The sequence below is a fragment of the Lentzea sp. NPDC051838 genome, from assembly GCF_040681245.1.
Classification (GTDB): Bacteria; Actinomycetota; Actinomycetes; order Mycobacteriales; family Pseudonocardiaceae; genus Lentzea.
Genome location: NZ_JBFAYI010000006.1, coordinates 405,207 through 419,281, shown reverse-complemented (window position 1 = coordinate 419,281; position 14,075 = coordinate 405,207). Strand labels below are relative to the sequence as shown.

The following is a 14,075-nucleotide window of genomic DNA, read 5'->3' as shown; positions in this document are numbered from 1 at the left end:
ACAGCGCGGCGGCCGGCTCGTCCCGGCCCGAGGCGGAGTCTCCCGCCGCGCTCGTCAGCAGCCCGCGAAGGTGATGCCATCCGCCGCCGCCTGTGCTCTCGTGACGTTGGGAATGTGGGTGCGGCAGGTCCAGCCGTCGTTGCCCAGCGCGAAGGCGAGCAGACCGACTGGCACGGGATCGCCCTGCTCGTAAATCGGCCGCACGACCATGTACACCGGATTGCCGTTGTCGACCTGGGCGGTGATCTTCTTTTCGAACCCGTGCCACATCCACGAGTTGTTCGTCGGGTTCTGGTAGCACGGCACGAAGTTCCGCGGGTCTGTGTTCGAACCGTTCAGCTTGTGGCCGATCAGGTGGCAGCGGGCCATGCCACGACCGGTGTCGAGCCCCATCGGCTCCACGTCCAGCCGATTCGGGCGGGCGGCCGGGTTCGACTTCGCCACGCACGCTTCCGCACCGGTGGCGCGGGTGCCGATGACGCCGTTCCACGTCGAGCCCTGAAGGTCTCCGTAGTCCTGCCAGTTCGTGGTGCAGCGTTCCGGCCGGGGTCGTGGCTTGTTCGCGGTGGCGTCCTCGTCCGGCCAGGGTCTTTGCGTGATCGCTCCCGGCGGCGGTCCCCACGGGTTGCCCGTCGCCGCGAAGTCGGCCAGGTCCGAGATGAGCCGCAGAGCCTCGGGCGAGAGAGCCGGTGACGACGGTGGTCGAGGTGCCGGAGTTTCGTGGGCGGGCACGACCTCGACTTCGTCGATGGTGACCTTCTCACCGTCGACGACCGCCGTGGCCTGCCCGCCACGCCGGATCGCCTCGTCGAACGACTGGTCCAGCCTGGGAGCGGTGGTCTCCACCTGGAGCGCCCGATAGGTTCCGCCCGGCTTCTCGACCAGGCCGTCGTAGACGTGGTGCGGGGCGAGCCGCAGGGCGAGGTCGAGGGGAATCCGGGCCACTGCCTCGGGTGTGAGCGTCGCGGTCGCTCGCCTCTTGTCGACCTGGACGTTCCTCTGCGCGGCATAGGCGTCGAGCGCCGTGCCGTCGCGCTTCCTGGAGACGGGATCTCCGCCGTCGGTGGAGGGACGGTTGACCGGACGGCCCAGATCGCCACCCGCGTCCTGGTGCCGCGCAACGCCTTGCCGCTGCGCGTCGGCCGCGGCCTGCACCTCGCCCAGCGCCTGCTGGAGCAGCCGCTGGGTCTCGGTCGCGACCTGACGGCGCTGGTCGTCGAAGGCGCTGATCCGCGAGCGCAGTTCCCGCTTCCCCGACTCCAGCCGCGTGCCCTCGTCGTCGACCGCGGACTTCTCGGCGGAGATCCACGACCTCTCGGACTCGAGCTGTGCCTCTTCCGCGTTGAGCGCGGTCTGCTCGGCGCCGAGCTCGGCCGCCTCGGCGTCGTAGGCCGCGGCGGCCGCAGCCTGACGCGGTATCTCGAACTCGTGCGGTTCGGCGTTGTGTGCGCGGATCTTCGAGCTCAGGGTGCGGAACTTCGAGTTGAGGGCGTCCTGTTTCGTGTTCACCGCGTCGGCCCGGCGAGCACACGCGGTCTTCCGCTGGTTGTGCGCGTCGATCTTGCTGTTCTCGTCCTGGATCCGGGTTTGCAGCTCCTGCCGTTGCTGCTCGTGCGCGACCACCCGGTCACGCACGACCGCGATCCGCGCGGCCAGGCCGGGCACGACCTTCAGGAACCTGCCCAGCTGGTTCGCGCCGAGCTCGCCGGCGTCGAGTGAAGGCACCGCGGGCACAGGGACTGGGGCGGCGGATGCCTGGTGGGGCACCAGACCCAGCGCCACCACCAGAACCAGCGCGGCGGACGTGGCGCGGATCATGATCAACCGCCCACCCTGGCGGCGAACCGGTCAGCGATCGCCGTCGCTGCCTGCTTGCCGTCACCGGCCTGGCAGACCCCCACCTGGAGCACGGCGGTGCGCTTCAGCCGTGCTTGCCGATAGCACGCCCATCCGTCGCCGGTGTTCTCGGTGGCCGTCCAGCCGAGCGCGTCGGCCGTCGCGGCGTCGATCGAGTAGGTCCACGCGGACACCCGTTGATCGCCGCTGGTCCGCACAGCGGATCGGCAACCCTTGAGTCCGTCGGCCAGATCGCCGAACACCTGGCGGGAGCGCTCCTCGTCCGGATACACGCCGAGCACCTGGATCACCGTGTGGTCGGACACGGCCTCTGAATCCTGGTAGGTCACGGATCCGAACGTCGTCCAGCCGCGCGTGTACACCTCATCGGTCGCCGGTCCGGCCGCTACCGCGCAGCCGGCGGGATCGGTGGTCAGCGCCGGTGGCGGTTCGCTCGCGCTCTGCTCGGACACCAGCGTCGTGCCGACCGCCGTGCTGGCCTCATCGGCGGTGAGGACGCTCGCCTGAACCGTGCCCGGCGCCACGTGCCGATCCGAGGGCCACCACCACCAGACGCCGACGCCGGCCAGAAGCAGATATCCGCCCACAGCAACCGCGATCAGCCATCGACGCGTCATGAACCGTCACCTCGTCATGTCGTACCGGAGCCACCGATGGTGGGGCCGCGTCGATCACGAGCCCAGGCCGCGAACCGGCCATGTGTGGCCGGTGTGCGCGATAGAGTCCGTTGCGGGGAGGGAAAACTGACGTGACGGGCGGATTCGGCGCGTTGCTGCGGCAGTTGCGACTGCGCGCGGGGATGACTCAGGAGCAGTTGGAAGAGCAGTCCGGTGTCTCCGTGCGCACGATCCGGAGGTTCGAGACCCGCGATCCCTTCAACGGCAGCATGACAACGGTGCGGCGGCTTGCCGACGCCCTGCGGCTGTCGGCGGAGGAACGGGACGGTCTGCTCGCCGCCGCGGCCGGCACCTCGGCCGGCGAGAACGCGACGGCTCCTGTGCCCCGGCAGCTACCGGCACCGCCGGGGGAGTTCGTGGGACGGCACGACGAGCTGGCCGCGCTGGACAAGGCAGTGGGCGCCACGCCCGCGGTGGTGGCCGCCAGCGGAGGCGGCGGGATCGGCAAGACGTGGACCGCCCTGCACTGGGCTCACCGCAACCTGGACAGGTTTCCGGACGGCCAGTTGTTCGTCGATCTGCACGGCTTCGACCCCGGTGGGATGCCGGTGCGCCCGGCCACCGCGGTGCGGGGGTTCCTGGACGCACTGGTCAAGACGGGCACGCCGGCCGGCGAGGACGCGCAAGCGGCGCTGTACCGAACCTTGGTGGCGGACAAGCGGATGCTCATCGTCCTGGACAACGCCCGCGACGCCGCGCAGGTGGTTCCGCTGCTGCCCGGCGGCCGCGGCTGCACCGTGCTGGTGACCAGTCGCGATCGGCTCGCAGGTCTGGTCACCGCCCACGGCGCGGTGCCGCTGGCGTTGGGCGAACTCGAGGAGCACGAGGCGTGGGACGTGCTGGCAGCCCGCCTGGGTCGCGACCGGCTGGCCGCCGAACCGGATGCCGCGGCCGACCTGGTGCGCTACTGCGCGGGTCTGCCGCTCGCACTGGCCGTGGTCGCGGCCCGCGCCGAACTCCGCGCCGATGTTCTGCTGGCCACGCTGGCCGCTGAGCTGCGCGACGTCTCCACCCGGCTGGACGCGCTGGACGCGGGCGATCCCACGTCGAGCGTGCACGCGGCGTTGTCGTGGACCTACGGCGCACTGAATTCCAGCCAGGCCGAGACGTTCGCGTTGCTCGGACTCACCCCAGGAGCGGAGATCAGCCTCGCCGCAGCCGCGAACCTGGTCGCGGAAGCCGACGTGAGCGCGACAACGCGGGCGCTGGAGCGGGTGTCGTTGATCGAGCAGTGCGCCCCGCGCCGCTATCGCATGCACGACCTGGTGAAGCTCTTCGCCGCCGATCAAGCCCGCACCAGCTTCTCCGCCGAGATCCGGGATGCCGCGCTGCGCCGCCTGAGCGACTTCTACCTGCACACCGCGCACGCGGCCGACCGCCTGCTCGAACCTCACCGGCACGTCGTCGAACTCGGCGAGCCGGCACCCGGAACGAGTCCCCGCTCGCTGCCGGACCCCGCCGCCGCGCTGACGTGGTTCGACGACGAGCACGCCAACCTGCTTGCGGCACAACGCATCGCCACCGCCCGAGGGTGGCATGACACGGTGTGGCAGCTCGCGTGGAGCCTGAACACGTTCCAGAGCAGGCGGGGTCTCGTCCACGACCGGCTCGCGGTGTGGCGAGCGGCGCTGGACGCCGCCACGAGCCTGGCCGATCCCGGCCCTCTCATGCGCGTCCACCGGCTGCTCGGTTACGCCAGCGCCGCGCTGGGACACCACGAGGAAGCGATCGGCAACCTCGGCCAGGCGGTTGGTATCGCTGAACAGGAGGGAGATCTGGCCGAGCTGGGCCGCGCCCACGTCACGCTGGCGAGGGTGTGGGAGATGCGAGGCGACGTGCGACGGGCTCGTGAGCACGGAATCCAAGCCCTGCACATCTTCCGGGCACTCGAGCAGCCGGTGTGGGAAGCCGAAGCCCTGAACAGCATCGGCTGGCAGTCCGCCTGCCTTGGCGAGTACGAGACGGCCCGCGAACACTGCCAGGCCGCACACGCCCTGTATCGCGAGCACCACGAGCGCGACGGTGAGGCGGACACCTTGGACAGCCTCGGTTACATCGCTCACCTGACCGGCCGCCACGACGAGGCCGTCGGGCACTACCAGCAGGCCCTCACCCTGTTCAAGGACATCGGTTACACCCACACGGCCGCCGACACCCTCGAACGGCTCGGCCACCCCTACGCCGCTCTCGGGCAGTGCGACCGGGCGTGGACCGTGTGGAGTGAAGCGCTGGCCATGTACCAGACCCAGCACCGGACGACCGACGCCCAACGCGTGCGGGCCGCCCTCGACCGCCTCGACACCGACCTCTCCGGTACTACTGGGACCTGACCCAGCGCGCGTCCACCGCGAGGAGCCCGCTGACGCGATATGTGGAGAGGTTGTGAAAGTTTCCAGCGGACTCTCCCGTTTCCGCCGGAGGAAATCGATCACGGTGTTAGCTTCGACCTCGTGATGATCATGCGTGCGGCTCTGCAGGATCTTTACGCTCGCCGCCTCCGCGCCAAACTCGAGAACGCGACGCTGCCTCGGCACATCGCCGTGATCATGGACGGCAATCGGCGCTGGGCCAGACAGGTGGGCTTGGAGAACGCGAGCTCAGGGCACCAGCGCGGCGGCGAGCACCTGAAGAACCTCATGGATTGGTGTGAGGACATCGGAATTCCTCACCTCACGGTGTACCTCGCGTCCGCCGACAACCTGAAAAAGCGCGCCACCAGCGAAATGCGCTTTCTGATGGAAGAGGTCGTCGAGCACATCGTGGTGCCGCGGGCGGTCGAGTCCGCACGCTGGCAGACGCACGTCGCGGGCCGGGTGGATCTGTTGCCCGACAGCACGAGGCACGCGTTGAAGCTCGCCGTGGAGGACACCCGTGACCGCGACGCCGAGTTCCACCTGACCATCGCCGTGGGCTACGACGGCCGGTTCGAACTGGTGGACGCCGTGCGCTCGTTGCTGGAGAGCGGGCCGAGCCTGGACGAACTGGCGGCGACCATCACTCCGGACGACATCGCGAGACACCTGTACACGGCCGGGCAACCCGATCCCGACCTGGTGATCCGCACCAGCGGCGAGGTGCGCCTGTCCGGTTTCCTGTTGTGGCAGGCGGCCTTCGCGGAGCTGCACTTCTGCGACGTCCACTGGCCCGGATTCCGGTATCTCGACTTCCTGCGCGCGCTGCGTTCCTACTCCGACACACGAGGATGACGATGAAGGTCACCGTAGTGGTGCCGACCTACAACGAGCGCGACAACCTGCCCGTGCTGGTCGACCTGCTGGCCGCACTCGACGTGCCGGACCTGCACGTCCTGGTGGTCGACGACGGGTCGCCCGACGGAACGGGTCGCGTGGCGGACGCGCTGGCCCTCGACGGCCCGATCCCGCTGTCCGTGCTGCACCGCACCGAGAAGAACGGCCTGGGCCGCGCCTACGTGGCGGGCATGACGAAAGCCCTCGACGACGGCGCGGACGTGGTCGTCCAGATGGACGCCGACCTCTCCCACCCGCCCGGCGCCATCCCCGCGATGCTCGACGCCTTGCGCACCGGTGACGTGGTCATCGGCTCCCGCTACGTGCCCGGGGGATCGGTGTCCGACGAGTGGAAGTGGCACCGCAAGGCGCTGTCCCTCTGGGCGAACGTCTACGTCAACGCGATCCTGCGGCTGCGGGTCAAGGACGCGACCGCCGGATTCAAGGCCTGGCGCGCCACCACGCTCCGGCAGATCGACGTCGAGTCGGTGCAGAGCAACGGGTACGCGTTCCAGGTCGAGATGAACCACCGGGTGGTGCGCGGCGGGATGCGCATCGCCGAGGTGCCGATCCGGTTCGACGAACGGGCTGAGGGCGCGTCCAAGATGAGCCTCGCCGTGCAGTTGGAGTCCGCTGTCATGCCGTGGAAGTTGTTGTTCAAGAAGGCCACGCCGAGCCGGGTGCGCTAGCCCGCACCGAAGCAGACGAGCGGCACCAGGGATTGCCCGGCGGCGAGCGCCAGCGCCTGGGCGGGGGAGGTGCCGGCCACGATCTCCCGGTGGTAGGCCTGCATCACGGGCACCACGACGTCGTCGGGCACGCGGGCGACGCTGGAGACCACTGTGGACGTTCCGACGTAGAGCATGGCCGCGGTGAGGCCGAGGATCTCGTCGCCCGCGCGCACCTGGGCTCGACCGACGTCGCAGGCCGACAGGACCACGTGCCTGGGGGCGTGCGAGAGGTCCTGAAGGTCGTAGGCGAACAGAGGGCCGTCGGCGAGGTCGAGGCGGGAGAACAGCACGTTGTCCGGCTCGTGGTGGCCGTGGGCGGCCAGATGCGCGATGCCGGCGCCGTCGAGCGCGGCCAACGTCGCGTCGACGGTCGCCGACGCGCCGGTCAACGTCCTGCCGTGCGGGTAGATGCGGGCCAACGAGTCGACCTCGGCGTCGGCGCGGAGCAGGGACGGGCCCGCGACCAGCAGTTCGCGCTCACCCATCCGCTGGGAACGCAGCGCGGCCGACCAGACCGACGCGGACGGCGCCACCGAGACCGCGCGGCCTTGCAACAAAGGCAACAGGCCCCAGGGAATGGCCGACAGGCCGGTGCTCGGCACGATCACGACGTGCGGGCTCAGCAACGAGCGGAACGGGCTGAGCAAACGGTTCTGCAGTTCGCGCAGGTGCCACTCGGCGGACTTCCTGATCGTCGCCCGCACGTGCCGCGGCAGGTTCCAGCTCGCCAGCGCGTCGAGGTCACTGATCAAACGACGCACGATCTCGGTGACCTCGCGGACGTCGCCCAGCTCGGTGACCGAAGCGGAGCCGTCGTGCAGCACCAGCGCGAACAACCTGTCGGAGTGGCTGACGAAGCACACCATCGTGCCGGGCAGCTGCGAGTGGACTTCTGACAGCGACACCAGCTGCGCGCTCTCCGCCTGGCTTTCGTTCTGCCAGCCGCGTTCGCGCAGCCGCCGTTCCAACTGCGCCACCCGGCCGTGTTGACGCACGCGGTGGAGCTGCCGCAGCTCGGCGACCATCAACCGGGTCTCCTCGTCGGCTGGCGGGCGCACCGGACGCGCCCGGAACGCCTGGGCGCGGCACCGTTCCGACCAGTCGAACACCAGTCGCGCGGAACCCCGCTGCAGCGCCAGGCTGAGGCCTGTGCGCGCGAGATCGGCACCCAGCAACGACGCCCCCGCCCTGAGTTCCACGCTGCCGAACCGCATGCGGTGGCGGTCGAGCGCGGTGAGGCCGCTGCGCAGTGAGGCCAGTGCCGCGGAACGTCTGCCGGAAGCTCCGTGCAGCTCGGCGTGCACGAGCCGGCGCAACAGCCGCGTCTCCAACGGCGAGCCCGCACCGGGACGCGCGATCGACGACACAGCCGTACGAGCCGTCTCGAGCTGACCCCCGGCTATCAAAGCGCGCACCGACAACAGCTCCGCGGTGTCGCCGTCGTAACGCAAACCCAAGCGGTGCAACTGATCCGCCAAAGCGCCAGCACGAGCAGCGATCGCGGCGGGCCTCTTCGAACACGCCAGCGAGGCACGAAGAGACGTGACCTCGGCGAGCGCGGTCCACGCGGCGTCCCCGTGCCTGCGGAAGCGCCGGGCCGCACGCCGTGACCACAGCAGAGCGGCCTGGAGATCTCCGACGGCCAGCGCCGCCTGTGCGCGAGTCAGCTCGGCCCACGCGTAGTCGACGCTGAACCTGTCGTGGTGGAACAGCTCGAACGCGGCGTCGAGCTCCCGTTCCGCCTCACCGGCGAGGCCCGCCGCGAGCAACGTCCGCGCCTTGTCCATCACCACGACCGGGAGGTAGTCGCGGCCGTGCTCCCGATAGCGGTCGGCCGCGGCGTCGAGCGAGCGCAGCGCCAGCGGGATGTCCCCGCACAGCAGGTGGCAGTAGCCCAGGTCGTGGTCGACCTTGGCGATGATCAGGTGGTACTGGTTGGCCTCCGCGATCTCCCGGCAGCGCCGCAGGTCGGACCGCGCGGGCCGCACCCTGCCCGTGCCCAGGCTCACGGTCGCCCTGTTCAGCAACGCCGTCGCCAACGTGAAGTCGTCGCGCGCCGCCTCCAGCAACGGCACGGCCGCGTCGAACAACGGCAGCGCCTCATCGGGACGACCTGCCCGTTGCAGCACCACACCCCGGTTCTGCAGAAGGATCCCGCGGTGCTCGGGAGCGATCATCCCTTCGGCCTCCGCGAGCAACCGCAGCCCCGTCTCGGTGTCGCCCTGCTCAGCCTCCGCGAACCCGAGGCTGATCAGGACTCTCCCGACGAGCCAGGAAGGCGAGCCGTCGCCGGGCCACCCCAGGATCTTCAGCGCGGCCCGCAGCTTGCGCACACCCGCGGCGGGCCGGCCGCTGTTCGTGAAGCCGGAACCGGCCTCGCGCATCCGGAGCACCCGGTCGACGGTCGCCTGGTCCATCACAACGCGATCGTCGGGGTGGTGACGGCTCTCGAACCCGCGGGGCGCACGGTGAGATAACCGCTGCCGTGCGCCACCGAGTCCAGCGCGAACCTCCCGCGCTCGTCCGACCACGTCGTGATCGAACCTTCCGGCGTGCGCAGTTCCACGGGATGCGCGCGCGGTGGTTCGAGCCAACCGTCCACACGCGCGGTGCCGTTGTCGTTGTGCCGCACGCTCACGACGATCGTCATGGCCGCGCACTCGAACGTGTGCAGCCGCTGTTCGTCCTCTCCCCGCGTGACCACGGGGATCAGGTCCTCGGCCGCCCGCGCGACCTCGGTCTCCAGGTGCTCGACCGCCAGCGCGAACCGGATGTCGTCGAGTATTCCCGATGGCATGGGATCGATCGCGCCGTACACGTCGCGCACGTCGTCGAGAATCAGGAAGTCCTTGCCGTCCAACGGCTCCGCCGGGCCATTGGTGTTCATCGCCAACCCCCGTCCGGATCAGCCTCGAGCTGCGCCCGCAGCTGCGCCAGGCACCGGCCGCGGGTCGGCCCCACACCGCCCCTGGCCATGCCCAGCGCCGCCGCGACCGCCGCGTAGTCGGGTCGGTGCACGAACGCGACCACCCGCAGCAGATCCTGACACCGCCGCGGCAACCGCGACACGGCCGCCCACAGGCGACGTTGCCGATCGGTCAGCACCGCGCTCTCTTCCGGTGTCGCGGCGGTGTCGGTCGCGTCGTGCCCGTCGAGTGGTTCGTGGACCGGCTCGGTGCGCCGCATCCGCCAGGCCCCGCGCTTGGTCGTGGTGACGAGCCACGGCACGACCGCGGCGGGATCGCGGATCTTGTCGACGTTGCCGAGGAAGTGCACCCAGGTGTTCTGCACGACGTCCTGGCTGCTCTGCCGATCGAGGCCCTGGGCGCGGGCGACCTGCCACAGCAGCGGCGTCAGGTCCGCCACCAGCGCGTCGAGGCACTCGTGCCGGCCCTCCCGGACCGCGAGGAAGAGCGCGGTGACCCGCTCTCCGCGCGTCCCGGTGGTTCTCGGTCTCGGTGCAACACTTTCCTGCATGGCACACCTGCCCGTGCGGTAGCCGTTCAGAGTCTGTCCACCGCCGCCCTTGCACGGGAAAGCGTAGCTTCCTTGCCCACCTGAGTTCTTCCGAATTCCTCCGGCGTCACACCGACGTGTTGCATCGCCTCGCCGTCCAGTTCCATCAACCGGGTAGCGAGCCTGGCCGCGACCATCGGCGCGGCGAAGGACGTTCCACTCCACTCGGCATAGCCGTAGCGGTAGTCGTCGGACTCGAGCGACTGCCGGATCGCGAGTGGATCGTCGCTGCGCGGGTCGCCCACCTCGAACAGGGCCCGGCGGCTGCCGTTGACGTTCTCCGGGTAGGTGCTGACGATGCCCGCACCTGGCGCCCAGCACCGCACCCAGGGGCCGTCGTTGCTGAAGAAAGCCTTGGTGCCGTTGGGATTGCGGGCACCGACGCTGATCACGCGCGGCAGCCCGTCGTCGTCGCGGTCGGCGAGCGCCGCGGGGAAGAACGGCCTGCTGCTCGCGTAGTTGCCCGCGGCGGCGACGATGATCACGCCACGTGCCCGCAGCGCGTCGACCACCTTGGTCAGCTGGTCGTACTCGGCACCGGCCGCTCCCGCCTCGCGATAACCGCCCAGTGACAACGAGATCACGTCGACCATGCGCTCCGGGTGGCCGCCGTCCTGCGCCTCGACGACCCGGTCGAGCAGCCGCTTGAGCGCGTCGATGAGCACGTGGGCGTAGACGATCCCGTCGTTGTACATGACCCGCACGGACAGCACGTCGGCCCGTGGCTCGGTCTGCCGGATCACGCCGATGACGAACGTGGCGTGGCCGGTGTGGCTGCTCAGGTACCCGGTGAGCGGTTCGACGGTGAACGAACCCTCCCAGTAGGACGACTGGATTCCAGCCGACAGCGGAATGGGCATGCCTACCTGCAGATCCTGGTCGGCGGCGAGGAACGCGTTGTCCCCCAACGGCCTGAAGAGACCGTCGTCGTTGCGTGCCACGGACAACCACTTGTTCTCGGCGAGCCCCGTGTCCAGTACCGCGATCACCGGGCGCCGGCCGGCGGGAGGCACCGCGCGCTCGGGTTGGGGCAGCTTGATCGCGACCGGCCGGCGCCAGTAGCCGAGCTCGTCGTCCGGGCCGGGGTTGCCACCGATCGCGCCGGGAACCCCGCGCAGGATGTCGGAGGCGCCACCGATTCCGCCCATCGCGGCACCGATCATCAGGTAGTTCAGCGAAACCTGGTGGAGTGCCGCCGTCACCTGGCCGTTGGCCGTCTGCAACGCGGTGGAGCGCCAGGTCTGCAGCGCGCGCCACGCGTCGGGCAGGCTGGTCGGTCTGTCCGCGGTCGGGTGCGGGTCCGGTCTCAGGACGCCGCGGCTCACGAGCGGGGCGTCGGGGTTGTCCTGGTGCTCGTCGATGACGAGTCCGAGCCCCTCCTGCAACACGGGCAGCATGCTCTTGAGCGCGGCGTCTTTCAGCGCGTGGTCGTCGGCACGGATCAACAGCTCGTTGGTCCGGTACACCGTCGACGCGACCGGTTTGAAGTCGCTGACCTGCACCGAGGCCATGGGGTCGAGGATTCTGGCGCCGTGCCGCGCGAGCACGGACTCCGGCAGGGCGGTGATGCCGTAGGAGCTGTCGCTCGTCCAGGACGCGCTCAGCCTTTCGGCCTCCGCCCGGCTCAGCAGCCTGATCTGGAGGTTCTCCGCATTCGTCATGCCCGTGCAGTGGCGTGCGGCGTGCGCCGAAGTACGCGGCCGCGTCCGATTCACCCGAATGGCGTGCTAACCCTGCGCCAGTGGGAGCCGATACCGGAGCACCACGTTGTGCAAGGGGGTTCGCCATGGCGGACTACTGGTTCACGCCCTACAAGGGCATCGTCATCTCCTACAACACACTGCGCAGGCTCGTCGGCGCCATCGGGGTGGCTCTCCCGATCGTGCTCGGGGGCGTCGGATGGTTCCTGACCGGCAAGCTCGAACCGTCGATCAGCGCGTACTACTACACCGATCTGCGTGACTGGTTCGTCGGCAGCCTGTGGGCGTTCGGGGTGTTCCTGATCGCTTATCGGCTCGGGCGGCTGGACAACGTCCTGGCGACCGTCGCCGGGGTGCTCGCCATCGTGGTGAGCCTGATCCCGACCGCGGCCACCGGCACCCCGGAGGGCGCGCGTTCGGTCGGCGCGATGGTCCACCTGATCTGCGCGGGCGGGTTCTTCGTGCTGCTCGCGGTGCTGTCGTTGCTCTTCGCGAAGGACAGGGACCACTACAAACCCACGTTCGGGCAGAAGGTTCTGCACCGGGTTTGCGCCGGATGCATCCTGCTGTCGGTCGTCGGCTGCCTGTTCGTGATCATGAACTCGGGCAAGGACGTGCAGGCGGACACGACACTGGTCTTCTGGTTCGAGACCGCCGGCGTCGTCGCGTTCGGCGTCTCGTGGTTCACGACGGTCGACTCGATCGTGCCGGTGTTCGCCAGAAAGGCGACTCAGGACCGCTCCGGAGAGTCCGCGATCTCCATGGCCCAGCGGTAGACCTCTGCCGGATCACCCAGCGTGGCCGGCAGAGCGGGGTCGACCAGCGTGCCGTTCAAGGCTTTCAGGAAGTCGAACAGGCCGAGATCGGCCCACTCCCACAACATGCTGTCGAAGTTGTAGGACCGCATCAGCGGCCCGACGCGGTCCCGGATGGAGTCGATCGACTCCTGGGACAGACCGACGCCCCGCAGCCGGGCGTCGGTCGCCGCTTCCTCCGCGGGGCTGAACTCCGTGTCCAGGAACGGGTCGAGCAGGTTGCTCCACACGTCCAGGCGCCGGACCAGCGGAATGGAATGCCGCTCGCAGAACTCGGCCAGGCCTGCCTTGTCGTCGATCGCCACGAACAACGTCTCACCGGACCGGGTGCGGATCTCCAGCGGTCCGGCCTCGACGTAGGCGTCGCGGATGTCCTCGGCGCGCAGGACTCCGTGCGGGTACACGCTCGCCCACGGGAACTCGTACGACGTGAAGACGATGTGGTCCGGCCCGAACTTCACCGGGTCACCGTGCTTTCCCTGACCTGCAACGAGAACGGCGTCTGCACGTCGTCCAGCTCGATGTCGGGCGAACCGGCGCGCTCCTGCAACAGGTCCACAGCAGCGCGGGCAATGGCGGCTTTGTCAGGTGCGACGGAAGTCAGGGACGGCGAGCTGTAGGCGCTCTCGTCGTTGTTGTCGAACCCCACGACGGCCAGGTCGGTGGGCACGCGCACGAAACGTTCCGCCGCCGTCCGCATCGCGCCGACGGCCAGGAGGTCGTTGAAGCAGAACACCGCGTCGGGTGGGTTCTTCATGTCCAGCAAGGACTTCATCGCGGCGGCACCATCCGCGCGGTGGTAGTTCAACGCGGGCACGACCAGTGAGGGGTCGAACGGCAACCCGGCCTCGGTCAACGCCGCCCGGTAGCCCTCCAGGCGCAGCGCAGCCGTGCCACGTTGCGGGTGCGCGCCGATCGCGGCGATTCGCTTGCGTCCCAACGAGATCAGGTGCCGCACGGCGAAGGTCGCGGCCGCCACGTTGTCGATGCCGACGCGGGAGATGGGGACGTCGACGGCGTGCTCGCCCAGCATCACCGCGGGCACGGAGAGCTGGAAGTCCTCGACCTCCAGCGCCTCCGGGCTCAGGATCGCGGCGTCGACGAGATGCGGGCCGAGCGAGGCCAGAGCCGAGCGTTCGCCCGCGAGGGTGCCGAAGGTCTGCTCGATGAGCACGTTCCACTCGTGCTCCTGGGCGGCCGCGATCACGAGGCCGGCCAGCTCGGCGAAGTAGGGGATCGAGAGCTCGGGGAGGACCAGGGCGATGAAGCCCGTCCGGCCGCGGCGCAGGTTGCGGGCGCCGAGGTTGGGGCGGTAACCGGTGGCCTCCAGGGCGGCCTCGACCCGCGCGCGGTTGTCGGGTTTCACGAACGAGTAGCCGTTGACCACGTTCGACACGGTCTTCACCGAGACGCCCGCCAGCCGGGCGACGTCCTTGAGCGTGGCCAACACAGCCTCCTGAAAAGTACCGGGAAAAGTACCGGGAAGTCTCGGTCTTTACATCGTTGGAACAACGATGCAAATGTAGCCGGT

12 protein-coding genes are annotated in these 14,075 nt (G+C 69.6%); 4 read left to right on the top strand and 8 right to left on the bottom strand.

Annotated features, from left to right (window positions below):
- Nucleotides 1-54: 54 nt before the first annotated feature.
- Entirely contained in the window at nt 55-1,818 is a 1,764-nt protein-coding gene (locus AB0M24_RS17905; RefSeq protein WP_363768180.1) for a DNA/RNA non-specific endonuclease, read from the bottom strand.
- Between the two features lie 2 nt (nt 1,819-1,820).
- Nucleotides 1,821-2,474 (bottom strand): sensor domain-containing protein, encoded by a 654-nt coding sequence (locus AB0M24_RS17900; RefSeq protein ID WP_363768177.1) that lies wholly within the window; start codon nt 2,472-2,474, stop codon nt 1,821-1,823.
- A gap of 131 nt (nt 2,475-2,605) precedes the next feature.
- On the opposite strand from AB0M24_RS17900, the gene AB0M24_RS17895 reads away from it, so the two are divergent.
- The 3 genes from AB0M24_RS17895 to AB0M24_RS17885 all read left to right on the top strand — a co-directional run bounded on the left by AB0M24_RS17895 (nt 2,606) and on the right by AB0M24_RS17885 (nt 6,471).
- Nucleotides 2,606-4,864, top strand: a complete 2,259-nt coding sequence (locus AB0M24_RS17895; protein WP_363768175.1) for a tetratricopeptide repeat protein — start codon at nt 2,606-2,608, stop codon at nt 4,862-4,864.
- A 123-nt stretch (nt 4,865-4,987) separates the two neighbouring features.
- Nucleotides 4,988-5,740 carry a polyprenyl diphosphate synthase gene (gene uppS, locus AB0M24_RS17890; RefSeq protein WP_363768297.1) on the top strand — a complete coding sequence of 251 codons (753 nt, stop codon included), beginning with the start codon at nt 4,988-4,990 and terminating at the stop codon, nt 5,738-5,740.
- A 2-nt stretch (nt 5,741-5,742) separates the two neighbouring features.
- Nucleotides 5,743-6,471, top strand: coding sequence for a polyprenol monophosphomannose synthase (locus AB0M24_RS17885; RefSeq protein WP_363768172.1), 729 nt, complete (start codon nt 5,743-5,745; stop codon nt 6,469-6,471).
- Here the strand turns inward: AB0M24_RS17885 and AB0M24_RS17880 are convergent.
- The 4 genes from AB0M24_RS17880 to AB0M24_RS17865 are packed head-to-tail and all read right to left on the bottom strand — an operon-like array spanning nt 6,468 to nt 11,690.
- Nucleotides 6,468-8,930, bottom strand: a complete 2,463-nt coding sequence (locus AB0M24_RS17880; RefSeq protein WP_363768294.1) for a CHAT domain-containing tetratricopeptide repeat protein — start codon at nt 8,928-8,930, stop codon at nt 6,468-6,470. The two genes, AB0M24_RS17885 and AB0M24_RS17880, sit on opposite strands and share 4 nt — an antisense overlap.
- Nucleotides 8,930-9,400 carry a hypothetical protein gene (locus AB0M24_RS17875; RefSeq protein ID WP_363768170.1) on the bottom strand — a complete coding sequence of 157 codons (471 nt, stop codon included), beginning with the start codon at nt 9,398-9,400 and terminating at the stop codon, nt 8,930-8,932. Before AB0M24_RS17875 ends, AB0M24_RS17880 begins: the two co-directional genes overlap by 1 nt.
- Nucleotides 9,397-9,990, bottom strand: coding sequence for a sigma-70 family RNA polymerase sigma factor (locus AB0M24_RS17870; protein ID WP_363768167.1), 594 nt, complete (start codon nt 9,988-9,990; stop codon nt 9,397-9,399). The genes AB0M24_RS17875 and AB0M24_RS17870 overlap by 4 nt, the downstream gene beginning before the upstream one ends.
- Nucleotides 9,991-10,016: 26 nt before the next feature.
- Nucleotides 10,017-11,690, bottom strand: coding sequence for a S8 family serine peptidase (locus tag AB0M24_RS17865; RefSeq protein WP_363768164.1), 1,674 nt, complete (start codon nt 11,688-11,690; stop codon nt 10,017-10,019).
- A gap of 125 nt (nt 11,691-11,815) precedes the next feature.
- Between AB0M24_RS17865 and AB0M24_RS17860 the strand changes: the two genes are divergently transcribed.
- Complete coding sequence (locus tag AB0M24_RS17860) at nt 11,816-12,505, top strand: DUF998 domain-containing protein (RefSeq protein WP_363768161.1); 690 nt, start codon at nt 11,816-11,818, stop codon at nt 12,503-12,505.
- Here the strand turns inward: AB0M24_RS17860 and AB0M24_RS17855 are convergent.
- Both AB0M24_RS17855 and AB0M24_RS17850 read right to left on the bottom strand, forming a co-directional pair.
- A complete protein-coding gene (locus AB0M24_RS17855; RefSeq protein WP_363768158.1) occupies nt 12,460-13,005 on the bottom strand; it encodes a hypothetical protein in 546 nt (181 codons plus the stop codon). The genes AB0M24_RS17860 and AB0M24_RS17855 overlap by 46 nt on opposite strands.
- Nucleotides 13,002-13,994: a LacI family DNA-binding transcriptional regulator gene (locus AB0M24_RS17850; RefSeq protein ID WP_363768155.1), complete on the bottom strand. Its 993-nt coding sequence runs from the start codon at nt 13,992-13,994 to the stop codon at nt 13,002-13,004. The genes AB0M24_RS17855 and AB0M24_RS17850 overlap by 4 nt, the downstream gene beginning before the upstream one ends.
- Between the last annotated feature and the right edge of the window lie 81 nt (nt 13,995-14,075).